18 protein-coding genes and 3 pseudogenes are annotated in these 23064 nt (G+C 72.2%); 20 read left to right on the top strand and 1 reads right to left on the bottom strand.

Going from position 1 to position 23064, the window contains the following annotated elements; all coding sequences use genetic code 11:
- The first annotated feature begins 67 nt into the window (after window positions 1-67).
- From ACZ3YL_RS36520 to ACZ3YL_RS36505, 4 genes are all read left to right on the top strand, one after another.
- Window positions 68-1078 carry an ABC transporter permease gene (locus ACZ3YL_RS36520; RefSeq protein ID WP_188307225.1) on the top strand — a complete coding sequence of 337 codons (1011 nt, stop codon included), beginning with the start codon at window positions 68-70 and terminating at the stop codon, window positions 1076-1078.
- Window positions 1075-2157: an ABC transporter ATP-binding protein gene (locus ACZ3YL_RS36515; protein WP_188307224.1), complete on the top strand. Its 1083-nt coding sequence runs from the start codon at window positions 1075-1077 to the stop codon at window positions 2155-2157. The genes ACZ3YL_RS36520 and ACZ3YL_RS36515 overlap by 4 nt, the downstream gene beginning before the upstream one ends.
- A gap of 34 nt (window positions 2158-2191) precedes the next feature.
- Window positions 2192-3250: an ABC transporter ATP-binding protein gene (locus tag ACZ3YL_RS36510; protein ID WP_188307223.1), complete on the top strand. Its 1059-nt coding sequence runs from the start codon at window positions 2192-2194 to the stop codon at window positions 3248-3250.
- Window positions 3251-3344: 94 nt separating this feature from the next.
- Window positions 3345-4004: a trimeric intracellular cation channel family protein gene (locus tag ACZ3YL_RS36505; RefSeq protein WP_465661776.1), complete on the top strand. Its 660-nt coding sequence runs from the start codon at window positions 3345-3347 to the stop codon at window positions 4002-4004.
- Here ACZ3YL_RS36505 and ACZ3YL_RS36500 read toward each other — a convergent pair.
- Window positions 3910-4686 (bottom strand): IclR family transcriptional regulator, encoded by a 777-nt coding sequence (locus tag ACZ3YL_RS36500; protein WP_465661774.1) that lies wholly within the window; start codon window positions 4684-4686, stop codon window positions 3910-3912. The two genes, ACZ3YL_RS36505 and ACZ3YL_RS36500, sit on opposite strands and share 95 nt — an antisense overlap.
- 177 nt (window positions 4687-4863) lie before the next feature.
- Here ACZ3YL_RS36500 and ACZ3YL_RS36495 point away from each other — a divergent pair, with 177 nt between their 5' ends.
- The 16 genes and pseudogenes from ACZ3YL_RS36495 to ACZ3YL_RS36420 all read left to right on the top strand — a co-directional run bounded on the left by ACZ3YL_RS36495 (window position 4864) and on the right by ACZ3YL_RS36420 (window position 22975).
- Complete coding sequence (locus ACZ3YL_RS36495; protein WP_188303737.1) at window positions 4864-6045, top strand: cysteine desulfurase family protein; 1182 nt, start codon at window positions 4864-4866, stop codon at window positions 6043-6045.
- A gap of 117 nt (window positions 6046-6162) precedes the next feature.
- Complete coding sequence (gene mnmA / locus ACZ3YL_RS36490; protein ID WP_188303736.1) at window positions 6163-7308, top strand: tRNA 2-thiouridine(34) synthase MnmA; 1146 nt, start codon at window positions 6163-6165, stop codon at window positions 7306-7308.
- Between the two features lie 55 nt (window positions 7309-7363).
- A pseudogene (locus ACZ3YL_RS36485) lies at window positions 7364-7600 on the top strand (type II toxin-antitoxin system Phd/YefM family antitoxin); the annotation flags it as partial.
- Window positions 7600-7872 (top strand): annotated as a pseudogene (locus ACZ3YL_RS36480) (PIN domain-containing protein); the annotation flags it as partial. The pseudogenes ACZ3YL_RS36485 and ACZ3YL_RS36480, both read left to right, overlap by 1 nt.
- 163 nt (window positions 7873-8035) lie before the next feature.
- Window positions 8036-9217 (top strand): alpha/beta hydrolase family protein, encoded by a 1182-nt coding sequence (locus ACZ3YL_RS36475; RefSeq protein ID WP_465661771.1) that lies wholly within the window; start codon window positions 8036-8038, stop codon window positions 9215-9217.
- Window positions 9218-9333: 116 nt separating this feature from the next.
- Complete coding sequence (locus tag ACZ3YL_RS36470) at window positions 9334-9858, top strand: LOG family protein (protein WP_465661769.1); 525 nt, start codon at window positions 9334-9336, stop codon at window positions 9856-9858.
- A 13-nt stretch (window positions 9859-9871) separates the two neighbouring features.
- Complete coding sequence (locus ACZ3YL_RS36465) at window positions 9872-10561, top strand: SDR family oxidoreductase (protein WP_188303733.1); 690 nt, start codon at window positions 9872-9874, stop codon at window positions 10559-10561.
- A 359-nt stretch (window positions 10562-10920) separates the two neighbouring features.
- Window positions 10921-13023: a right-handed parallel beta-helix repeat-containing protein gene (locus ACZ3YL_RS36460; protein WP_188303732.1), complete on the top strand. Its 2103-nt coding sequence runs from the start codon at window positions 10921-10923 to the stop codon at window positions 13021-13023.
- Between the two features lie 79 nt (window positions 13024-13102).
- Entirely contained in the window at window positions 13103-14113 is a 1011-nt protein-coding gene (locus ACZ3YL_RS36455; protein WP_317620962.1) for a methionine synthase, read from the top strand.
- Between the two features lie 19 nt (window positions 14114-14132).
- Window positions 14133-16421, top strand: coding sequence for an NAD-dependent DNA ligase LigA (gene ligA / locus ACZ3YL_RS36450; RefSeq protein WP_188303730.1), 2289 nt, complete (start codon window positions 14133-14135; stop codon window positions 16419-16421).
- 385 nt (window positions 16422-16806) lie between these two features.
- Window positions 16807-18567, top strand: a pseudogene (locus tag ACZ3YL_RS36445) (putative bifunctional diguanylate cyclase/phosphodiesterase); the annotation flags it as partial.
- 185 nt (window positions 18568-18752) lie between these two features.
- Entirely contained in the window at window positions 18753-19049 is a 297-nt protein-coding gene (gene gatC / locus ACZ3YL_RS36440; protein ID WP_030057414.1) for an Asp-tRNA(Asn)/Glu-tRNA(Gln) amidotransferase subunit GatC, read from the top strand.
- A gap of 5 nt (window positions 19050-19054) precedes the next feature.
- Window positions 19055-20548, top strand: a complete 1494-nt coding sequence (gatA, locus tag ACZ3YL_RS36435; RefSeq protein ID WP_411292909.1) for an Asp-tRNA(Asn)/Glu-tRNA(Gln) amidotransferase subunit GatA — start codon at window positions 19055-19057, stop codon at window positions 20546-20548.
- Window positions 20545-20802 carry a hypothetical protein gene (locus ACZ3YL_RS36430; protein ID WP_188303728.1) on the top strand — a complete coding sequence of 86 codons (258 nt, stop codon included), beginning with the start codon at window positions 20545-20547 and terminating at the stop codon, window positions 20800-20802. Before gatA ends, ACZ3YL_RS36430 begins: the two co-directional genes overlap by 4 nt.
- Before the next feature lie 138 nt (window positions 20803-20940).
- The gene (gatB, locus tag ACZ3YL_RS36425) at window positions 20941-22452 is read left to right on the top strand and encodes an Asp-tRNA(Asn)/Glu-tRNA(Gln) amidotransferase subunit GatB (RefSeq protein WP_188303727.1); all 1512 of its coding nucleotides are present in this window, start codon (window positions 20941-20943) and stop codon (window positions 22450-22452) included.
- 364 nt (window positions 22453-22816) lie between these two features.
- Window positions 22817-22975, top strand: a complete 159-nt coding sequence (locus ACZ3YL_RS36420) for a hypothetical protein (protein ID WP_188303726.1) — start codon at window positions 22817-22819, stop codon at window positions 22973-22975.
- Window positions 22976-23064: the final 89 nt, after the last annotated feature.

Here is a 23064-nt window from a genome sequence, read left to right as displayed (position 1 = left end):
AAGGCAGCGGCGCCCGCCGCCGTCCGGCAGATCCCGGACGGCGGCGGGCCGCCGGAGCCGCCCAACTGTGTTTGCCTACATCATCCGCAGGATCCTCGCGGCCGCCGCGCTGCTGGTCGTCGTCAGCGCGGTCACCTTCGCGATCTTCTTCCTGCTCCCGCGCATCGCCGGTGAGACCACCGACCAGCTGGCCGCGCAGTACATCGGGAAGAACCCCTCGCCCGAGGCGATCCAGGCGGTCAAGCAGAACCTCGGCTTCGACCAGCCGCTGTACACCCAGTACTGGAACTTCCTGAAGGCGCTGGTCAGCGGCGCCGAGTACAAGTTCGGCCCGGAACCGGCCACCTGCCACGTGCCCTGCTTCGGCTACTCCTTCAAGAACCACCTGGAGGTCTGGCCGGAGATGACCAGCCGGATCCCGGTCACCATCTCGCTCGCCATCGGCGCGGCGGTGCTCTGGCTGGTCTCCGGCGTCACCACCGGCGTGATCTCCGCCCTCAAGCCGCGGTCGATCTTCGACCGGCTCTCCATGGGCATCGCCCTGGCCGGCGTCTCGCTGCCGGTGTTCTTCACCGGCGCCCTGCTGCTGACCGTGTTCAGCTACGAGTGGCCGATCCTGGACAACCTGGAGTACGTCGACTTCACCGCCAACCCGCTGATGTGGGCCCGCAACCTGATCCTCCCGTGGATCTCGCTGGCCTTCCTCTACTCCGCGCTCTACGCCCGGCTCACCCGCGCCGGGATGCTGGAGACGATGAGCGAGGACTACATCCGCACCGCCCGGGCCAAGGGCCTGGCCGAGCGCAAGGTGGTGGTCAAGCACGGGCTGCGCTCCGCCCTCACCCCGATCGTCACCATCTTCGGCATGGACCTCGGCCTGCTGCTCGGCGGTGCGCTGATCACCGAGCAGGTCTTCTCGCTCAAGGGCATCGGCCAGTTCGCCGTCCAGGCGATCTCCGACAACGACCTGCCCAAGATCCTCGGCGTCACCCTGCTCGCCGCCTTCTTCATCGTCGTCTGCAACCTCGTGGTCGACCTCCTGTACGCGCTCGTCGACCCCCGCGTGAGGCTCTCGTGACCGACCTCCAGAAGACCCCGGCGGCCGCCCCGGCCGACGCCGACCGGCCCCCGCTGGGCGACCCCTTCCTGTCCGTCCGCGACCTCCGGATCCACTTCGACACCGACGACGGCCTGGTCCGCTCGGTGGACGGGGTCAGCTTCGACCTGCACAAGGGCCGCACCCTCGGCATCGTGGGCGAGTCCGGCTCCGGCAAGTCCGTCACCTCGCTCGGCATCATGGGCCTGCACCGCTCCAAGCGGGCCCGGATCAGCGGCGAGATCCGGCTGGACGGCGAGGACCTGATCGCGGCCGGACCGGACCGGGTGCGCCAACTGCGCGGCCGCGAACTGGCGATGATCTTCCAGGACCCGCTCACCGCGATGCACCCCTACTACACCGTCGGCGCGCAGATCGTCGAGGCGTACCGGGTGCACCACCCCCAGGCCACCAAGAAGCAGGCCCGGACCCGCGCGATCGAGATGCTCGACCGGGTCGGCATCCCGCAGCCCGACCGCCGGCTGGACGACTACCCGCACCAGTTCTCCGGCGGCATGCGCCAGCGCGCGATGATCGCCATGGCCCTGGTCAACGACCCCTCGCTGCTGATCGCCGACGAGCCCACCACCGCCCTGGACGTCACCGTCCAGGCGCAGATCCTGGACCTCATCCGCGACCTCCAGGAGGAGTTCGGCTCCGCCGTCATCATCATCACCCACGACCTCGGGGTGGTCGCCGAGCTCGCCGACGACATCCTGGTCATGTACGGCGGCAAGTGCATCGAGCGCGGCCCCGCCGAGAGCCTCTTCGACGCGCCCGAACACCCCTACACCTGGGGCCTGTTGGGCTCGATGCCGCGCTTGGACCGAGAGCTGCAGGAGCGGCTCGTCCCGGTCAAGGGCACCCCGCCCAGCCTGATCAACGTGCCGTCCGGCTGCGCCTTCCACCCGCGCTGCCCGTACGCCGCCCTGACCGGCGGGCGCTCCACGAGCGAGGTCCCGGTCCTGGCCGAGGCCGGGCCCGGGCACGTCGCGGCCTGCCACCTGCCGGTCGGCGAGCGGCACCGCATCTTCGCCGAAGAGATCGCGCCCCGGCTGTGAGCCCGGCCTCGTACCACCTTTCTGGAGAGAACCGATGACGGACACTCAGGGGGCCACCCTCCCTTCGCCGGCGCCCGCCTCCGACCGCGAGCCGCTGCTGAAGGTGACCGGCCTGACCCGGCACTTCCCGATCCGCGGCGGACTGCTGCGGCGCCAGACCGGTGCGGTGCGGGCCGTCGACGGCATCGACTTCACCGTCAACGCCGGTGAGACGCTGGGCGTCGTCGGCGAGTCCGGCTGCGGCAAGTCCACCATGGGACGGCTGGTCACCCGGCTCGACGAACCCACCGGCGGGACGATCGAGTTCGAGGGCACCGACATCAGCCACCTGGGCGCCGGCGGGATGCGGCCGCTGCGCCGCGACATCCAGATGATCTTCCAGGACCCGTACTCCTCGCTGAACCCCCGGCACACCGTCGGCACCATCGTCAGCGCGCCGTTCAAGCTCCAGGGAGTCCACCCGGAGGGCGGCGTCAAGAAGGCCGTCCAGGACCTGCTGGAACTGTGCGGGCTCAGCCCCGAGCACTACAACCGCTACCCGCACGAGTTCTCCGGCGGCCAGCGCCAGCGCATCGGCATCGCCCGGGCGCTCGCGCTCAAGCCGAAGATGGTCATCGCGGACGAGCCGGTCTCGGCCCTGGACGTGTCGATCCAGGCGCAGGTGGTCAACCTGCTGGACGACCTCCAGCAGGAGCTCGGCCTGACCTACCTGATCATCGCGCACGACCTCTCGGTGGTCCGGCACGTCTCCGACCGGGTGGCGGTGATGTACCTCGGCAAGATCGTCGAGATCGCCGACCGCGACTCGCTCTACCGCACCCCGATGCACCCCTACACCAACGCCCTGATGTCGGCCGTCCCGGTGCCCGACCCGCGCCGGCGCCAGCGCGGCGGGCGCGAGCGGATCCTGCTCACCGGCGACGTGCCCTCGCCGATCAACCCGCCCAGCGGCTGCCGCTTCCGCACCCGTTGCTGGAAGGCGCAGGAGGTGTGCGCCAGCCAGGAGCCGCCGCTGACGGCGCTGGCGACCGGGCACCAGGTGGCCTGTCACTTCCCCGAGCGGAGCGAGGGGAACGATCAGGCACAGCCCTGAGCGGAGCGTGGGGAACGACTTGCACAGCCCGGAGAACAAGGCCTGAGCGGGCCGTGGGCGGAGGGGAGGGTTTCGCGCAGGTCATAGTTGTGTGGTGACCTCGCAGATCTTCCCCTCCGACGTGCAGCAGTCGCTGGACCTCGTCGGCATCTTCGTCTTCGCGCTCTCCGGAGCGCTGCTCGCCGTCCGCAAGAACATGGACATCTTCGGGATCTGTGTGCTGGCCGAGGTCACGGCCCTCGGCGGCGGGGTGATGCGCGACCTGGTGATCGGCGCCACCCCGGTCGCCGCCTTCACCAACCTCGGCTACTTCGTCACCCCGCTCGCCGCCGCCCTCGTGGTGTTCTTCCTGCACCCCGAGGTCGAGCGGATCAACCGCGCGGTGCAGACCCTGGACGCCCTCGGCCTCGGCCTGTTCTGCGTGACCGGCACCGCCAAGGCGCACGACTACGGGCTGGGCGCGGTCGCCGCCGTCGCGCTCGGCATGGTCACCGCCGCCGGCGGCGGGGTGATCCGCGACGTGCTGGCCGGGGAGATCCCCTCGCTGCTGCGCTGGGACCGCGAGATCTACGCCGTCCCGGCCCTGGTCGGCGCCGCCCTGGTGGCCGTGCTGATCGGCGCGGACCGGCTCACCGGCGTCACCGGCACCGCCGCCGCGCTCACCGCGTTCGGGCTGCGGATGCTCGCCCTGAAGTACGGCTGGCGCGCCCCGCGGGCCTGGCACCGCAACGGTTCTCGCACCAGCGAGGAGTAGGCGAGCCCCCGTACGCGAGCGAGATCGCCTCGGCCGTGCAGAGCAGCTCCGGCAGCATCCGGGCCAGTTCGGCCGGCGGCACCTGGCCCGCCGGGGCGCTCAGCGCGCAGGCGGCGACCGTCCGCCCGCCGCTGCCCGCCACCGGCGCGGCCACGCAGGTCACCGGCTCCCGGTGCTCGGCAGACTCGGCCGCCCAGCCCCGGCGGCGCACCGCCGCCAGCTCGGGCGGCAGTTCCTCTTCGCGGGCGCCGTCCGCCGGCAGCCCGGCCAGCAGCACCCGCCCGACGGCTGTCCCGGTCACCGGGGCGCGGCGGCCGATCCGCGGCGGCCGGGCGGCCGACGGCCCGGCCACCTCGTCCAGGTAGAGCACCTCGCCGTCCTGCAGCACCGCCAGCTGGACGGTGTAGCCGCAGCGGGCGTTCAGCGCGGCCAGGTACGGCGCGGCCACCTGCCGGACGTCGAAGTCCTCCAGTGCCCGGTGGGCCAGCGACAGCACCCGCCCGCCGACCTGGTAGCGCAGGTCGGGCTGGCGCCGGACGAAACCGTGCTCCTCCAGGGTCCGCAGCAGCCGCAGCGCGGTGGACTTGTGCACCCCGAGGCGGCTCGCGGCCTGCTCCAGCGAGAGCGGTCCGTCGTCGAGCGAGCCGAGCAGGGTCAGCGCGCGGTCGACCGACTGCGACATGGTGCCCCCCTGAACTGGCTTGAGAAGTGTTCGTCAGGCTAACCGCTGCCCGGCACAGTGGTACAAACCGGTGCCGGACACCGGCGTCCGGCCGTCGCGGCCCGGTGGCCGGGTCGGTGGCCGGATCGGTGTGCACCTGGAGGGGCCCCCGGGCGGGCCCTCTACAATCGCATCGTTATGCCATACCTGGACCATGCGGCGACCACGCCGATGCTGCCCGAGGCGATCGCCGCGATGACGGCGCACCTGGGGGTGGTCGGCAACGCCTCGGCCCTGCACGCGGCCGGCCGCCGGGCCCGCCGGGTGGTCGAGGAGGCCCGCGAGTCGCTGGCCGATTCGCTGGGCGCCCGCCCCAGCGAGATCGTGTTCACCGGCGGTGGCACCGAGTCCGACAACCTGGCGGTCAAGGGCCTGTACTGGGCCCGCCGGGACGCCGATCCGGCCCGCACCCGGGTGCTGTGCAGCCCGGTCGAGCACCACGCGGTGCTGGACGCGGTGCACTGGCTCTCCGAGCACGAGGGCGCCGAGGTCGAGTACCTGCCGGTGGACCCGCTGGGCCGGGTCCACCCCGAGGCGCTGCGCTCCTCGATCGAACGCGACCCCTCCTCCGTCGCCCTGGTCACCGTGATGTGGGCCAACAACGAGGTCGGCACCGTCCAGCCGGTGCGCGAACTCGCCGCCGTGGCCGCCGAGTACGGCATCCCGATGCACGCCGACGCGGTGCAGGCGCTGGGTCAGGTCCCGGTGTCCTTCGCCGGGTCGGGCCTCACCGCGCTCACCGTCACCGGGCACAAGATCGGCGGCCCGTTCGGCATCGGCGCGCTGCTGCTCTCCCGCGGCGCCGCGCCCGTACCGCTGCTGCACGGCGGCGGCCAGGAGCGCGACGTACGCTCCGGCACCCTGGACGCCCCCGCCGCCGCCGGCTTCGCGGCCGCCGCGGCGCTCGCCGTGGAACGGCGGGAGGAGTACGCGGTGACGCTCGGCGCGCTGCGCGACGACCTGGTCGCCGGGGTGCTGGCCGCCGTCCCGGACGCGGTGCTCAACGGCGACCCGGCCGGCGAGGGCCGGCTGCCCGCCAACGCCCACTTCTCCTTCCCCGGCTGCGAGGGCGACGCGCTGCTGATGCTGCTGGACGCCCAGGGCATCGAATGCTCCACCGGCTCGGCCTGCTCGGCCGGGGTGCCGCAGCCCAGTCACGTGCTGCTCGCGATGGGCGTCGACCCGCTGCTGGCCCGCGCCTCGCTGCGGTTCTCGCTCGGGCACACCTCGGTGCCCGAGGACGTCACGGCGCTGGTGGCGGCCATCGGCCCGGCGGTGCAGCGGGCCCGCAACGCGGGCCTGGCGTCCGTACGGCGCTGACCTCGGGCTCCCGCGGCCTCCGACGGGCTCCCTCGGCCTGCCCTGGCCGCCCCGGCTTCCCCCGGTTCGTCTCGGCTTCCGGGAACAGCCGGGCCACCCCGTACCCTTGTTGCCATCATGACTGACTTCCCGGGTGCCCCGACCACTCCGTCCACCGGCCGCCTGCGCGTGCTCGCGGCGATGTCCGGCGGAGTCGACTCCGCCGTCGCCGCCGCCCGCGCCGTCGAAGCCGGCCACGAGGTGACCGGCGTCCACCTGGCGCTGTCCGCCAACCCGCAGTCCTTCCGGACCGGCGCGCGCGGCTGCTGCACCATCGAGGACTCCCGGGACGCCTGGCGGGCCGCCGACGTGATCGGCATCCCCTTCTACGTCTGGGACCTCGCCGAGCGCTTCCGCGAGGACGTCATCGACGACTTCGTCGCCGAGTACGCGGCCGGGCGGACCCCGAACCCGTGCCTGCGCTGCAACGAGAAGATCAAGTTCGCCGCGCTGCTGGACAAGGCGATCGCGCTCGGCTTCGACGCCGTCTGCACCGGCCACTACGCCCGCATCGTCGACCTGCCCACCGGCGAGCGCGAGCTGCACCGCGCCGTGGACGCCGCCAAGGACCAGTCCTACGTCCTCGGCGTGCTGGACTCCGACCAGCTCGCCCACTCGCTCTTCCCGCTCGGTGACACCACCAAGGAGCAGATCCGCGAGGAGGCCGAGCGCCGCGGCCTGGCCGTCGCCAAGAAGCCCGACAGCCACGACATCTGCTTCATCGCCGACGGCGACACCCAGGGCTTCCTGGCCAAGCACCTCGGCACCGCCACCGGCGACATCCTCGACGCCGACGGCACCAAGCTCGGCGAGCACGACGGCGCCTACGGCTTCACCATCGGCCAGCGCAAGGGCCTGCGGATCGGCCGCCCGGCCGCCGACGGCAAGCCCCGCTACGTCCTCGACATCTCGCCGGTGAACAACACCGTCACCGTCGGCCCCGTCGAGGGCCTGGACGTCACCGCCCTGACCGCCATCCGCCCCCGCTGGTGCGGCACCGAGCCCCTGACCGAGGGCCGCTACACCGCCCAGCTCCGCGCCCACGGCGAGGAGGTGCCCGTCACCGCCGCCATGGCCGACGACACCCTCCACGTCCGCCTCGACACCCCGGCCCGCGGCATCGCCCCCGGCCAGGCCGTCGTCCTCTACGACGGCACCCGCGTCATCGGCTCCGCCACCATCGCCACCACCGAACGCCCTGCCGTCGGCGTCGTCGGGAGCTGACCGGATCGGTTCGAACGCCGCGCCGCACCGACATGCCGCCCCCTACGCCGGAGGCATGTCAGTGCAACCCGAGATCAGCCAGCGGGACCTGCGCAGCAGGCCCGAGGAGATCATGGACGCCGTCCAAGCCGGTCAGTCCTTCACGGTGACCAGGGACGGCCACCGGATCGGTGAGCTGATCCCGCTCCGGCGGCGTCGACGGTTCGTGTCCCGGGCCGAGTTCGCCGCCATGTCGCGAAGCGCTCCGGACATCTCCCTGGACGCCTTCCGCGCTGACCAGCAGGCCACGGCCGGGCCCGGCGCCTCGATGTGCTCCAGCGGGCCGAGCACGAGTTCGACCCCATTCCCTTCGACGCCGAGGCGGCCCGGATCTATGGGCGGGCCTGTGCGGCGGTGGTCGGATCAGGGCGCAAGCCGAGGCGCCGGGTGGCCGACCTGATGATCGCGGCGATCGCGATCGCCGAGGACCTGCCTCTGTTCACCACCAATCCGGACGACTTCAAGGGCCTCGAAGGACTCCTCACGGTGGTCCCGGTGACCAGGCCGTTGGTCGAGCACACCTGAGGCCGTCCACCACCACCGAACGCCCGGCGGTGTGGGCCTGAGGGGGCCATGGTGGGTGTCATCCGGAGGGATGACGGGGCTGAACCGGGCGGATGACGGGGGCCGGAGAGGGCATTCGGCGGGCTGATTCGGGGGTTCGGGGCCCGGACCTACCGTCGGGGGCATGAACCGAATCCGTCGTGTCGCGGCCGTCGCCGCCCTCGCACTCGCCCTGCCCCTTCCGCTGGCCGGGGCCGCCATGGCCTCACCCTCGCCCACGGTGGCCGCCGCCGCGGCCGTCTCCAGCGCCCCCGCCGCCTTCCACGCCGAGCTGCCCTCCCCGACCGGGCGGTACGCGGCTGGGGAGGAGGTGCTGCACCTCACCGATCAGAGCCGCACCGACCCCTGGGTGCCCTCGGCCGGGCCGCGGCAGCTGGCGGTGTCGATGTTCTACCCGGCCCGGCAGGGCACCGGGAAGCCCGCTCCGTACATGACCCTCGGCGAGGCGCAGGGCTTCGTGGCGACCAGGGTCCCGGCCGGGACCGGGCTTCGGCCGCAGGACGTCGTGGGCGTCGACACCCACGCCTCCACCGGGGCGAAGGCCGTCGGCGGGAAGTTCCCGCTGGTGGTGCTCTCGCCCGGCTTCGAGAACCCCCGCGCCACGCTGACCGGCCTGGCGACCGAACTGGCCAGCCACGGCTACGTGGTGGCCCTGGTCGGCCACACCTACGAGGACTCCGGCGAGACGCTCGCCGACGGCAGCACCCCGGGCTGCGCGCTGTGCGACACCGGCGCGCCGGACTCGCTGCCGGACAGCCGGGCGAAGGACGTGTCCTTCGTCCTGGACCGGTTGACCGGGCAGCACCCGGCCTGGCGCCTGGCCCACCTGATCGACCGCGACCGCATCGGCATGGCCGGGCACTCGATCGGCGGGGCTTCCACGCTGAACGCGATGGCCGACGACCGGCGGATCCTGGCCGGGGTGAACATGGACGGAACGTTCTACCCGCCGATTCCGACCGACAAGCTGGAGGGACGCTCGTTCCTCCTGCTCGGCAAGCAGAGCGACCACGCCGTCGGCGGCGAGGACAAGTCCTGGGGCGAGACCTGGGCGGGCTGGGACGGCTACAAGCCCTGGCTGGCCGTCGCGGGCGAGAACCACTCCAGCTTCACGGACGTCCCGGTCCTGGCCGCCGCGGCCGGCCTGCCGTCCCCTCCCGGGACGACCACCTCGCCGCAGCGCGGGATGCAGCTGACCCGGGAGTACGTCGGGGCGTTCTTCGACCAGACCCTCAAGGGCGTCCACCAGCCTCTGCTGGACGGTCCCTCGGCCGCGAACCCGGAGGTGCAGTTCCAGCACCCGTGACCGGTCCCGTGACCGGAGTCGTGACCGGACCCGGGGCCCGGCCGCACCGCGCGGCCGGGCCCCGGAGGTTAAGCCGGTGAGCGGGGGCGGCCGGGCGTGATAGACCAGACGGCATCATGAATATCTGCGTCTTCTGCTCCGCGTACTCGCTCGACGACCGCTACTCCGCCCCCGCCGCCGAATTCGCCCGGCTGCTCGGGGAGGGCGGCCACACCCTGGTGTGGGGCGGCTCCGACGCCGGCCTGATGGGGCTGCTCGCCGACGAGGTGAAGGCGGCCGGCGGCGGGCTCGTCGGGGTGATGGTGGAGATGCTGCGGCACAAGGCCTACGCCGGAGCGGACGAGCTGGTGTGGACGGCCGATCTCGCCGAGCGCAAGCGGGAGTTGGCGAACCGGGCGGACGCGATCGTGGTGCTGGTCGGCGGGCTGGGCACGATGGACGAGGTCACCGAGGTGCTGGAGCTCAAGAAGCACGGGCTCTTCGAGAAGCCGGTCGTCGTGCTGGACACCGAGGGCTTCTACGCGGGCCTGCGCACCCAGCTGGAGCGGATGGACGCCGAGGGCTTCCTGCCGAAGCCGCTCACCGAGCTGGTCACCTTCGCGGACACGCCCGCCGAGGTGTTCACCCAGCTCAAGGCCTGAGAGGATCGGGCCCATGGCTGCACATCTGATCACCGGCGCCGGCTCCGGCATCGGCGCCGTCCTGGCCGAGAAGCTCGCCGAGCGCGGGGACGAGCTCTGGCTGCTCGCCCGGGACGCCCGACGGGCCGGCGAACTGCGCGACCGCTTCCCGGGGGCCCGCACCCTGGTCGGGGACCTCGGCGACCCGGGCAAGCTGTCCTGGGCCTTCGGGCACCAGGCGCTGCCCATCGAGCTGGACTCGCTGCTGCACGTCGCCGGCATGGTGGAGCTGGGCACCGTGGGAGACCTGCCGGTGAAGGCCTGGCAGGACACCCTGAACGTCAACCTGGTCGCCCCCGCCGAGCTGACCCGGCTGCTGCTGCCCTCGCTGCGCCTGGCCAAGGGCCACGTGGTGTTCGTCAACTCCGGCGCCGGCCTCACCGCCCACGCCGAGTGGTCGGCCTACGCGGCCAGCAAGCACGGCCTGAAGGCGCTGGCCGACGCGCTGCGCCAGGAGGAGCACCCGAGCGGCGTGCGGGTCACCTCGGTCTACCCGGGCCGCACCGCCACCGCGATGCAGGCCAAGGTGCACCAGCAGGAGGGCAAGGAGTACGACGCCGGCCGCTGGATCGAGCCGGAGTCCGTCGCCCGGGCCGTCCTCGCCGCCCTGGACGCCTCCCGGGACGCCGAGATCACCGACATCAGCGTCCGCCCCGGGCGGTAGTCACCCCCCCCGGGGCCGACGGTCCCGAGGCCGGTGGAATTCGCGTTGGCCAGATCCCCTCGGGCATGCGATGATCCGCTCCGCCCTCCGCCTGATCATGGTCGGACCGCGGGGGGCCGGAAAGCGTCGTCCACGCTTCGAAGTCGCCCAGGGGGGCTCCTATTTCCAGAACTCGTACCGCGCTGACCGTCGGCGCGCTGCTCGTCGGGACGATCGGTCTGCCGGTCGTCGGTGCGAGCGGCGCGGCCGCGGCGGGCAGCACGCTCTACGTCAACAACGCCGCGGGTGCCAACTGCACCGACAGCGGCACCGGCACCTCGGCCGCGCCGTTCTGCACCGTCGCCGCCGCGGCGGCGGTCGTGCAGCCCGGGCAGACGGTCGACATCGCCGCGGGCGGCTACAACGGCTCCGCGGTGACCCTGACCCACTCCGGCACCGCCGACGCGCCGATCACCTTCCGCGGGCCGGCCCAGCCGTACAGTCCGGGCAGCCCGGCCTACATCAGCGGGGGTGCGCCGAACTACCCGGACAGCGTCTTCGTGGTGAAGGGCGCCGACCACCTCCGGTTCGAGAACCTGTCGCTGCACAGCTACCAGCGGCCGTCCGTGATCGTCGACGGCGGGCACGACGTCTCGTTCACCAACGTCTACGCCGTGGGCGGGGGCGTCAAGATCACCAACGCCTCCGACAAGGTGACCTGGGCCCGCGGCGCCTTCGCCTACGCGCCCGGCCCGCTGCTCCAGGTCGACGGCGGTTCCACCGGGACCGTCCTGACCACCAACCTGGTCCAGCCCAACAGCGTCGACAACATGACCGGCATCCTGGTCAAGGACGCTCCCAACACCGTCGTGGTGGCCAACACCGTCTACTCGCCCTGCTTCGCCGGGATCGTGCTGGACGGCGCGTCGACCGGCGCGGTGGTCGAGAACAACGTGGTGAACACCGCGGCGAACCAGAACGCGGCCTGCGCCACCCCGGCCAACGCCACCGGGATCAGCGTCGCGGCCAACTCCACCGCGGGCACCAAGGTCGACTACAACCTGATCGACCCGCGCAGCGGCGGCGCCGCCTACAGCTGGGCCGGTGCCGGCTTCACCACCCAGAACCAGTTCACCGCGAACACCGGCCAGGGCTCGCACGACTTCGTCGACCTGACCTACGTGCCGAAGGGCCCGGACGCGCCGGTCGACCACCGGATCGACTCGGCCGACGAGAACGCTCCGGGCATGCTGCCGGTCGACCGCGGCGGCTACGCCCCGGTCGACGCCCCGACGGTGCCCAACACCGGTACGGGCAGCGGCATCCGCGACCGCGGCGCGCAGGAGGACATGGACTTCGGCAGCGCCTTCACCCCGGCCGGCCCGACGCGTCTGCTGGACACCCGTCAGCCGATCGGCGTCCCCAAGGCGCTGCCGGTTCCGGCGTGGGGCACCGTCGACCTGCCGGTGACCGGTGTGGCCGGTGTTCCGGCCACCGGTGTGACGGCGGTGACGATGAACGTGACGGTGACCGAGCCGCAGCAGGACGGGCACCTGACGGTCTTCCCGCACGGTGACGACCTGCCGACCGCCTCCAACCTGAACTGGACGGCCGGGCAGACGATTCCGAACCTGGTGACGGTGCCGGTGAAGGACGGCAAGGTGTCGTTCTACAACGCCTCCGGCGGCACCGCGCACGTGCTCGCCGACCTCGCCGGCTACTACAGCCCCAAGGGCTCGCTGTTCCACGCGCAGGGTCCGACGCGTCTGCTGGACACCCGTCAGCCGATCGGCGTCCCCAAGGCGCTGCCGGTTCCGGCGTGGGGCACCATCGAGGTGCCGGTGGCCGGTGTGGCCGGTGTTCCGGCCACCGGTGTGACGGCGGTGACGATGAACGTGACGGTGACCGAGCCGCAGCAGGACGGGCACCTGACCGTGTTCCCGCACGGTGACGACCTGCCGAGCGTCTCCAACCTGAACTGGACGGCCGGGCAGACGATTCCGAACCTGGTGACGGTGCCGGTGAAGGACGGCAAGGTGTTGTTCTACAACGCCTCCCCCGGCACCGTGCACGTGCTCGCCGACCTCGCCGGCTACTACGCCACCGAGGGCAAGGTCACCTACCGCCCGGTCGGTCCGATCCGGGTCGTCGACACCCGTGAGCACACCTACTGGGAGTCCGGCGACCGTCCGGCGGGCACCGTCCCGGCCCGGGGCACCCTGGACATCCCGGTCGGCGATCTCCCGAACGTCACGTCGGTGACCCTGAACGTGACCGTCACCGAGCCGGGAGCCCAGGGCCACCTGACGGTCTACCCGCACGGTGACGCCCTTCCGGACGTGTCGAACCTGAACTTCCTGCCCGGACAGACCATCCCGAACCAGGTGGTCGTCCCGGTCAAGGACGGCAAGGTCTCGCTCTACAACGCGAGCGACGCCCCGCTGCACCTCGTGGTCGACGAGTTCGGCTACCAGGCGTACTGACCCCGCTCCCCAGCCGACGGCCCCGCTGCCGAGCCCCGCGCTCGGCACCGGGGCCGTCCGCATGAGTAGGCTCGGGCGGGTGAGTACCGGACACCCCTTCCCCGACCTGCGCGGCGCCGCCACCGGCGTCGGCTCGCTGCCCGGCACCGACGCCCGGGAGGCCGCCAAGACCGCCACCGGTGCGCTGGAGCACCTGCCGTTCCTGCCCGAGCTGCCCGCGCGCGGCCCGGGCGCCGACATGATCGGCCGCGGCGCCGGCCTGCTGGTCGAGCTGTTCGCGCAGACCGAGCCCAGCGGCTGGCGGTTCACCGACCGCCCCGGCCGGGACACCCGGCGGGCCCACTCCTGGCTCGGCGAGGACCTGGACGCGCTGGAGGAGTTCACCCAGGGCCACCAGGGCGCGCTCAAGGTCCAGGCCGTCGGCCCGTGGACGCTGGCGGCGGCCATCGAGCTCAAGCACGGCGAGAAGGCGCTCGCCGACCGGGGCGCCTGCCGGGACATCGCCGGCTCGCTCACCGAGGGCCTGCGCCGCCACCTCGCCGAGGTCCGCAAGCGCGTCCCGGGCGCGCAGCCGGTCCTGCAGCTGGACGAGCCCTCGCTGCCCGCCGTGCTGGCCGGGTCGGTGAAGACCGCCAGCGGCTTCCAGCGGCTGCGCGCGGTGGACCGGCAGGTCGCCGAGGAGGTGCTGCGGCAGGTGATCACGAGCCTGGACGTCCCCGTGGTCGTGCACTCCTGCGCCCCGGACGTCCCGGTCCCGCTGCTGCGCCGGGCCGGGGTCGCCGGGATCTCGCTGGACTTCTCCCTCCTCACCGAGCGCCAGGACGACGATCTGGGCGAGGCGGTGGAGGGCGGCACGGCGATCCTCGCTGGTGTCGTCCCCGCCACTGACCAGGCGGTGTCCGACCCGGCCGGTAGTGTCCAGGGGGTCAGGACCTTGTGGCGCAGGCTCGGGTTCGCTCCGGAGCTGCTGGGCCGTCGTGTGCTGGTGACGCCGACCTGCGGTCTGGCCGGGGCCTCCCCGGCGTACGCGCGCAGGGCGCTGTCGCTCGCGGCACGGGCGGCGCAGAGCCTGGTGGACAACCCGGAATGAGAACGTAGGAGGGCTTGCGGTGACGGCTGTCGAGGGCTGGGAGGACGTCCCGGCGGAGGTGCGCCGGCGGCACGCCGAGCTGGCGAAGGAGATCACCGACCACCGCGCCCGGTACTACGAGCAGGACGCTCCGGTCGTCAGCGACGCCGAGTTCGACGCGCTGATGCGCGAGCTGGAGTCGCTGGAGGCCGAGCACCCGGCCCTGGTGACGCCGGACTCGCCGTCCCAGCGGGTCGGCGGAGCCGCCACCGCGCTGTTCGCCGAGGTCGAGCACCGCGAGCGGCTGCTCAGCCTGGACAACGCGATGGACGACGAGGAGTTGGCCGCCTGGGCGGACCGGGTCGCCACCGAGCTGGACGGCATCGAGTACCACTACCTGTGCGAGCTCAAGGTGGACGGCCTGGCCGTCAACCTCACCTACGAGAACGGCCAGTTGGTGCAGGCGGCGACCCGCGGCGACGGCCGGGTCGGCGAGGACATCACCGCCAACGTCCGCACCATCAGGGAGATCCCGCACCAGCTCAAGGGCGAGAACGTCCCGGAGCTGGTGGAGATCCGCGGCGAGGTCTACTTCCCGACCGAGGAGTTCGACGCGCTCAACGCCTCCTTCGCGGCGGAGAACGAGCGCCGCCGGCAGGAGAACGAGGAGCGCGCCAAGGAGGGCCGGCGGCCCCGGGCGATGATCCGGCTGTTCATGAACCCCCGCAACGCCGCCGCCGGTTCGCTGCGCCAGAAGGACCCGCACGTCACCGCCTCCCGCCCGCTGCACATGGTGGTGCACGGCATCGGCGCCCGGGTCGGCTTCGACATCGACAACCAGTCGCACGCCTACCGGCTGCTGCACGACTGGGGGCTGCCCACCGCCCGGCACAACGAGGTGGTCGGCACGCTGGCCGAGGTCCGGGCCTTCATCAAGCACTTCGGCGAGCAGCGGCACTCGGTCGAGCACGAGATCGACGGCGTCGTGGTGAAGGTGGACGAGATCGCCCTGCAGGGCCGGCTCGGCGCCACCTCCAAGTCCCCGCGCTGGGCGATCGCCTGGAAGTACCCGCCGGAGGAGGTCACCGGCAAGCTCGCCGAGATCAAGGTCGGAATCGGCCGAACCGGCCGGGCCACCCCGTACGCGGTGCTGGCCGAGCCGGTGAAGGTGGCCGGCTCGATGGTGCAGTACGCGACGCTGCACAACCAGGAGATCGTCAAGGCCAAGGACGTCCTGCTGGGCGACACCGTCGTGCTGCGCAAGGCCGGCGACGTGATCCCGGAGATCCTCGGGCCGGTCTACGACCTGCGGGACGGCACCGAGCAGGCCTTCGTGATGCCCTCGCACTGCCCGGAGTGCGCCGCCGTGCTGCGCCCGATGTCCGAGGGGGACATCGACCTGCGCTGCCCCAACGCCCAGCACTGCCCGGCCCAGATCCGGGAGCGGATCGCCTTCCTCGGCGGGCGGCAGTGCCTGGACGTCGAGGGGCTCGGCTACGTGGCGGCCACCGCGCTGACCCAGCCGCTGGAGCCGGCCGAGGCGCCGGTGCGCAACGAGGGCGACGTCTTCGGGCTGACCGATGAGCAGCTGCTGCCGATCAAGGTGCTGGTGCGCGACCAGAAGACCGGCATGCCCAAGCTGGACGACAAGACGGGCAAGGAGAAGGAGGTCTTCTTCTTCGCGACCACCAAGGGCGAGCCCAAGAAGTCGCTGCAGACCCTGCTGGACAACCTGGAGGGGGCGAAGGAGCGTCCGCTCTGGCGCTTCCTGAACGGCCTGTCGATCCGGCACGTCGGCCCGGTCGCGGCGCAGGAGCTGGCGCGGGAGTTCCGTGACCTGGACCGGGTCTTCTCGGCCACCGAGGAGGAGTTGGCCGCGGTCGAGGGCGTCGGACCGACGATCGCCCGCTCGATCAAGGAGTGGTTCGAGGAGGAGTGGCACCGGGAGATCCTGGAGAAGTGGCGTGCCGCGGGCGTGCGCTTCGTCGAGGAGTTCGCGGACGAGGAGGCGGCGGAGCGCCCGCTGGAGGGGCTGACGGTGGTGGTGACCGGGACGCTGGCCGGCCACACCCGGGACGGTGCCAAGGAGGCGCTGACCTCGCGCGGAGCGAAGGTGACCGGTTCGGTTTCGAAGAAGACCGATTTTGTGGTCGCCGGTGACAACCCTGGATCGAAGTACGACAAGGCCGTCCAGCTCGGACTGCCGGTGCTGGACGACGCGGGCTTCGCCGTCCTGCTCGCCGACGGACCGTCGGCCGCCCGCGCCCACCTGGGACTTCCGGAGCCGGAGCCGGCCGCCGAGCCCGTCGAGGCCCCCGCCGAGGGCTGATCCGGAGCGGACCCGAGCGGCCGGTGGCCCGATCCGTGTTGTTATCGTCCTGATGCAACGTCACCGGGTGTCGTCCAGTGAAAGCGGGCATTGTGTCACTGTGTGACACCCGGGAGCGGTGGCGCGTTTCCGGTTGTCCGAAAGTCTGCCCACCGGGTGGACCCCGGCATACCCTGGAGCGCAACAGAGTGTCAGCAGGGGTGGGGGCACCGGCTGAGCCGGTGCTCCTCGGGGTCGCTCCATGCCCGGCAGCTGTCGGTACCAGCACGGTGCCTCACCGTAAGGCGGCCTGACGGGGCGGGCCCGACGGAGGACAGGGCTTATGGATCGTACGACCGGCGGCGCGCCCACACGCCCGCCGCAGGGGGTGGCGGGTGCGGTCCTGCTGCTCGGCGTGCTGCTGGCCGGAGCCGCGCCGCTCATCCCGCTGGCCGTCCTGGTCTACCGGTACGAACCCGAACTGCTGCCGCTGTTCGCGGTCCCGCTGGCCGTCCTGGTGGCGGCCTGGCGGATCGCCCGCGACCGCGCCCGCGACCAGCTGACCGACCCCCTGACGGATCTGCCCAACCGTCAGGCCTTACTGCTGGCCGCCCAGGAGGCGATCGTCGAGCGCGAGGAAGGCTACAGCGTCGGTCTCATCCTGCTTGACCTCGACCGCTTCCGATCGTTGAACGACACACTTGGTCATACGGCCGGTGACCGCCTTCTGGTTCACATCGCCCGCCGACTCCATCGGGCGCTGCGCTCCGGCGGCCCGGCCGGCAGCGCCACCCGGGAGTCCATCGACGACGTCTTCGCCGGCCTGCCCCGGCACTACCGGCGCGGCCGCCCGATGGTGGCCCGGATGGGCGGCGACGAGTTCGCCGTCCTGCTGCCCGGGATCAACTGCCCGGACAGCCTGGAGCGCGTCGCCAAGGCGCTGATCGCCGAACTCGCCGCGCCGATCCGGCTGGACGGGCTGCTGCTGGTGCTGGAGGCCAGCGCCGGCGTCTGCGTCTACCCGCAGGGCGCCCAGGACGCCGAGTCACTGCTGCGCCGGGCCGACGTGGCGATGGGCCATGCCCAGCGCGAGTGCAGCGGGGTGGCCCAGTACGACGAGACCCAGGACGCCGACACCCCGTACCGGATCGGCCTGCTCGGGGACCTCCGCCGGGCCCTGGAGACCGGCGAGGTTCAGCTGCACTACCAGCCGAAGGTGGCCTTCGACGGCCGGGTGGTCGGCCTGGAGGCGCTGCTGCGCTGGGAGCGGCCCGGGCAGGGGAACGTCTCCCCGGACGAGTTCGTCGGGCTCGCCGAGTCCAGCGGCCTGATGCCCCGGCTCACCGACTACGTGCTGGAGGCGGCCGTCGGCCAGCTCGCCTACTGGCGCGACCTGGGCCTCCAGGTGCAGGTCGCGGTCAACGTCTCGCCGCGCGACGTGCTCAACCCCGGCTTCGCCCAGCGCGTCGCCGGGCACCTGGTCCGCCACCAGGTGCCGGCCCACGCGCTCCAGCTGGAGATCACCGAGCGGCTGCTGCTGGACGACTCCCGGCGCGCCGCCGACACCCTGGCGGAGCTGCGCGGCTACGGCGTCGGGATGTCCCTGGACGACTTCGGCACCGGCCACTCCTCGCTGGTGCGGCTGCGCAGCCTGCCGGTCGGCGAGCTGAAGATCGACCGCTCCTTCGTCTCCCGGATGGTCATCGACGACCACGACGCGGCGGTGGTCCGCTGCTCGGTGGAGCTGGCCCACTCGCTCGGTCTGACCGTCGTCGCCGAGGGCGTCGAGGACGACGAGACCTGGGAGCGGCTGCACTGCATGGGCGTGGACGCCGTCCAGGGCTGGCTGGTGTCGGCCGCGCTGCCCGCCGAGCAGGCCACCGCCTGGCTGCGGGTGCACCGCACCACCGGCGCCCCGACGGTGGAGCGCTTCGGCCCCGCCTCGCAGCTCCCGTCGATCATCAAGCCGGTGGACCGGCCCGCCGCGGTCAAGCCGGCCGTCCAGCCCGCCGCGCTGCCACCGGTGCTGCCGGTGCTGCCACCGACCCTCCCGCCGGTGCTGCCGCCCGCCGTCCAGGGCGTCCAGCGCGGCCCGGCGATGCCGGCCGCGCAGATCGGCTTCCAGGCGCCGGGCGCCCAGGGCTGGGCCCGCACCAGGCCCCAGTGACCGGCACCCGCGGATCGCGGTAACGGGGCCGTACCTCTACTCGTTGGCCGGTGGCCGGGCCGGGCCCCATAGGATGGGGTCCAAAGACCACGAGGACGGAGCGCCGAACCGGCTGCTCCTGCCCGGGCCCGGCGGCGCCGCAGGCTCCGCCGGGCCTCACCAGAACTCACCCTGAGGATCGCTGCATGCCTGGCATCACGCGCGAGGAGGTCGCCCACCTCGCCCGGCTGTCGCGTCTTGAGCTGAAGCCCGAAGAGCTGGACCACTTCGCCGAGCAGCTCGACGTGATCATCGGCGCGGTCGCCCGCGTTTCCGAGGTCGCCGGACAGGACGTCCCGCCGACCTCCCACCCGCTGCCGCTGACCAACGTCATGCGCGCGGACGAGGTGCGGCCGTCGCTCACCCCGGAGCAGGCGCTGTCCGGCGCCCCCGCCGCCGAGGAGCAGCGTTTCCGTGTGCCGCAGATCCTCGGGGAGGACTGACCGATATGACCGAGCTGATCCGTTTCACCGCCGCTGAGACCGCGGGCGCCATCGCCAAGGGCGAGGTCTCCGCCGTCGAGGTCGCCCAGGCGCACCTGGACCGCATCGGGGCCGTCGACAAGAAGGTCAACGCCTTCCTGCACGTCGACACCGAGGGCGCGCTGGCCGCCGCCAAGGCCGTCGACGACAAGCGCGCCAAGGGCGAGGAGCTGGGCCCGCTGGCCGGCGTCCCGCTCGCGCTGAAGGACGTCTTCACCACCAAGGGCATCCCGACCACCTGCGGGTCCAAGATGCTCGAGGGCTGGATCCCGCCCTACGACGCCACCCTGACGACCCGTCTCAAGGACGCCGGCGTCGTCATCCTCGGCAAGACCAACATGGACGAGTTCGCGATGGGCTCCTCCACCGAGAACTCCGCCTACGGCCCGACCGGCAACCCGTGGGACCTCACCCGCATCCCCGGCGGCTCCGGCGGCGGTTCGGCCGCCGCGCTGGCCGCCTTCGAGGCCCCGCTGGCGATCGGCACCGACACCGGCGGCTCGATCCGCCAGCCCGGCGCCGTCACCGGCACCGTCGGCGTCAAGCCGACCTACGGCTCGGTGTCCCGCTACGGCCTGGTCGCGTTCTCCAGCAGCCTGGACCAGGGCGGCCCCTGCGCCCGTACGGTGCTGGACGCGGCGCTGCTGCACGAGGCCATCGCCGGGCACGACCCGCTGGACTCCACCTCGATCGACGCGCCCGTCCCGGCCGTGGTCGAGGCCGCGAAGATGCGCGACATCCGCGGCATGCGGATCGGCGTCGTCAAGGAGTTCGCCGGCGAGGGCTACCAGACCGGCGTGATGCAGCGCTTCAACGAGTCGGTGGAGCTGCTGCGCGAGCTGGGCGCCGAGGTCGTCGAGGTGTCCTGCCCGTCCTTCACCCTGGCGCTGCCGGCGTACTACCTGATCGCGCCGTCGGAGTGCTCCTCCAACCTGGCCCGCTTCGACGCCATGCGCTACGGCCTGCGGGTCGGCGACGACGGCTCGCGCTCGGCCGAGGAGGTCACCGCGCTGACCCGCGAGGCCGGCTTCGGCGACGAGGTCAAGCGCCGCATCATCCTGGGCACCTACGCCCTCTCCTCGGGCTACTACGACGCGTACTACGGCTCGGCCCAGAAGGTCCGCACGCTGATCTCGCGCGACTTCGACGCGGCCTTCGCCGGCGTGGACGTGCTGGTCTCGCCGACCACGCCGACCACCGCCTTCCCGATCGGCGAGCGCGCCGACGACCCGATGGCGATGTACCTGGCCGACCTGTGCACGATTCCGTCCAACCTTGCGGGCAACGCGGCCATGTCGCTGCCGGTCGGCCTGGCTCCGGAGGACAATCTCCCGGTCGGCCTGCAGATCATCGCTCCCGCGATGGCGGACGACCGCCTGTACCGCGTGGGCGGCGCCGTCGAGGCCGCTCTCAACGACAAGTGGGGGCACACCCTGCTGGAGGAGGTACCGGCACTGTGAGCAAGATCGAAAAGGCGAAGGCCCCGAGCTCCATCAAGGGATGGAAGCATTCGAAGCCCGGCCTGTGGCTGTCCATCGGCACCAGCGCGTTCGGTGCGGTCTCCATCGCCAAGGACGTCCGCAAGGCCCGCGAGGAGAGCGACACCCTCAAGCTGGTCAACGCCCTGGTCGGCGCCGCCGCGCTGATCACCGGCACGGCCCTGCTGGTGCGCGAGCTGCGTCAGCTCGCCTCCGACGACGTGCTGCTGGGCTGAGCTGAGCTGAGCGCCCAGGGCGTGTCCTGCGGGTTGTGGCAGCCCCGGCAAGGACCCGCAGGGCACGCCCTGGAGTCCGGCCCCGCGCGACGCGGGGCCGGGCCCGTACCTCCCAAGCTTCAAGTGAGAAGGGACGCTGTGAGCGTCATGAACCTGGTCTCCTACGAGGACGCTCTCGCGTCGTACGACCCGGTGATGGGCCTTGAGGTCCATGTCGAGCTGGGTACCAAGACCAAGATGTTCTGCGGTTGCTCGACCGAGCTGGGCGCCGAGCCGAACAGCCAGACCTGCCCGACCTGCCTGGGCCTGCCGGGCTCGCTGCCGGTGGTCAACGCGGTGGGCGTGGAGTCGGCCGTCAAGATCGGCCTGGCGCTGAACTGCGAGATCGCCGAGTGGTGCCGGTTCGCGCGGAAGAACTACTTCTACCCGGACATGCCCAAGAACTTCCAGACCTCGCAGTACGACGAGCCGATCGCCTTCAACGGCTACCTCGACGTGCAGCTGGAGGACGGCTCGACCTTCCGCGTGGAGATCGAGCGCGCCCACATGGAGGAGGACACCGGCAAGTCCAGCCACGTCGGCGGCGCCACCGGTCGCATCCACGGCGCCACCCACTCGCTGCTCGACTACAACCGGGCCGGCATCCCGCTGATCGAGATCGTCACCAAGCCGATCGTCGGCGCCGGCGCGCGCGCCCCCGAGGTCGCCAAGGCGTACGTGGCCGAGCTGCGCGAGCTGATCAAGGCGCTGGGCGTCTCCGAGGCCCGGATGGACAAGGGCCAGATGCGCTGCGACGTCAACCTGTCGCTGCGCCCGAACGGCACCGAGAAGTTCGGCACCCGCTCGGAGACCAAGAACGTCAACTCCCTGCGCAGCGTGGAGCGGGCCGCCCGGTTCGAGATCCAGCGGCACGCCACCGTGCTGACCGACGGCGGCACCATCGTCCAGGAGACCCGTCACTTCCACGAGGAGGACGGCTCCACCACCTCGGGCCGGATCAAGGACAACGCCGAGGACTACCGCTACTTCCCCGAGCCGGACCTGGTGCCGGTGGCCCCCGCCCGGGCGTGGGTCGAGGAGCTGCGGGCCGGCCTGCCGGAGCTGCCGCGGGTGCGCCGCGCCCGGCTGCAGGCCGAGTGGGGCCTGTCCGACAAGGACATGCAGTCGGTGCTCAACGCCGGCGCGGTCGAGCCGATCCAGGAGACCATCGCGGCCGGCGCCCCCGCCGACCAGGCCCGCAAGTGGTGGATGGGCGAGCTGGCCCGCCGGGCCAACGAGACCGGCACCGAGCTGAGCGAGCAGCCGATCACCCCGGCGCAGGTCGCCCGGGTCGCCGCGCTGGTCGCCGAGGGCAAGCTGAACGACAAGCTGGCCCGTCAGGTCATCGAGGCCGTGCTGGCCGGCGAGGGCGAGCCGGACGAGGTCGTCGAGAAGCGCGGCCTGGCCGTGGTCTCGGACGACTCCGCGCTGGGCGCCGCCGTGGACCAGGCCATCGCCGAGAACGAGGCGGTCGCCGCCAAGATCCGCGACGGCAAGGTGGCGGCCGTGGGCGCGCTGGTCGGCGCGGTCATGAAGGCCACCCGTGGCCAGGCGGACGCGGCCCGGGTCAAGGATCTGATCCTGGAGCGGCTTGCCGTGGAAGGTCAGTAGGCACAGCCTGGAGCGGCTTGCCGTGGAAGGTCAGTAGGCACAGCCTGGAGCGGCTTGCCGTGGAAGGCCAGTAGGCACAGCCTGGGGAAGCTGGGCGGCTCCCGCCTGAGAAGCATCGGGTTCCTAGGTCGTCAAGCCCGCCTTCCTAAGGCGTCTAAGGCATCTAAGGCCCTCTAAGTAAGGCCTAAGGCCCTGTCTCACCTATGTATCTAGGTGAGGCAGGGCCTTAAACCTTTCTTGGCTCCCCATCTAAGGCACCCGGCCTTCGAAAGATGGGGCACGCTCCCGATGTGGCACCCCCCACTGGGGGAGGAAGCTCTTACTTGTCAGGGAAACGAAAGTGAAACCCGAGGGGGAACCCGAAGTGATCGAGTACCAGCTCATCCAGCAGCAGGCCCACGAGCTCGAACTCCGCGCCGAGCACGAGCGTCTGGTCCGCGAGGCCAAGCAGGCCGCCCGCCTGCGCCGCCGTCCGGTGGCCGCCCGCTTCCAGCGGCGCCCCGTGCGTCAGCCGGAATGCTGACGGTGCGGCACCGCGACGGTGCCGATGGAGTTCCGGAGGGGGAGGCGCCGCGGGTGAGCGCCTCCCCCTCCGGGCGTTCGCCGGCGGAG

It is taken from the genome of Kitasatospora sp. NPDC023176 (assembly GCF_055560495.1).
This window is presented reverse-complemented; position numbering and strand designations above follow the sequence as displayed.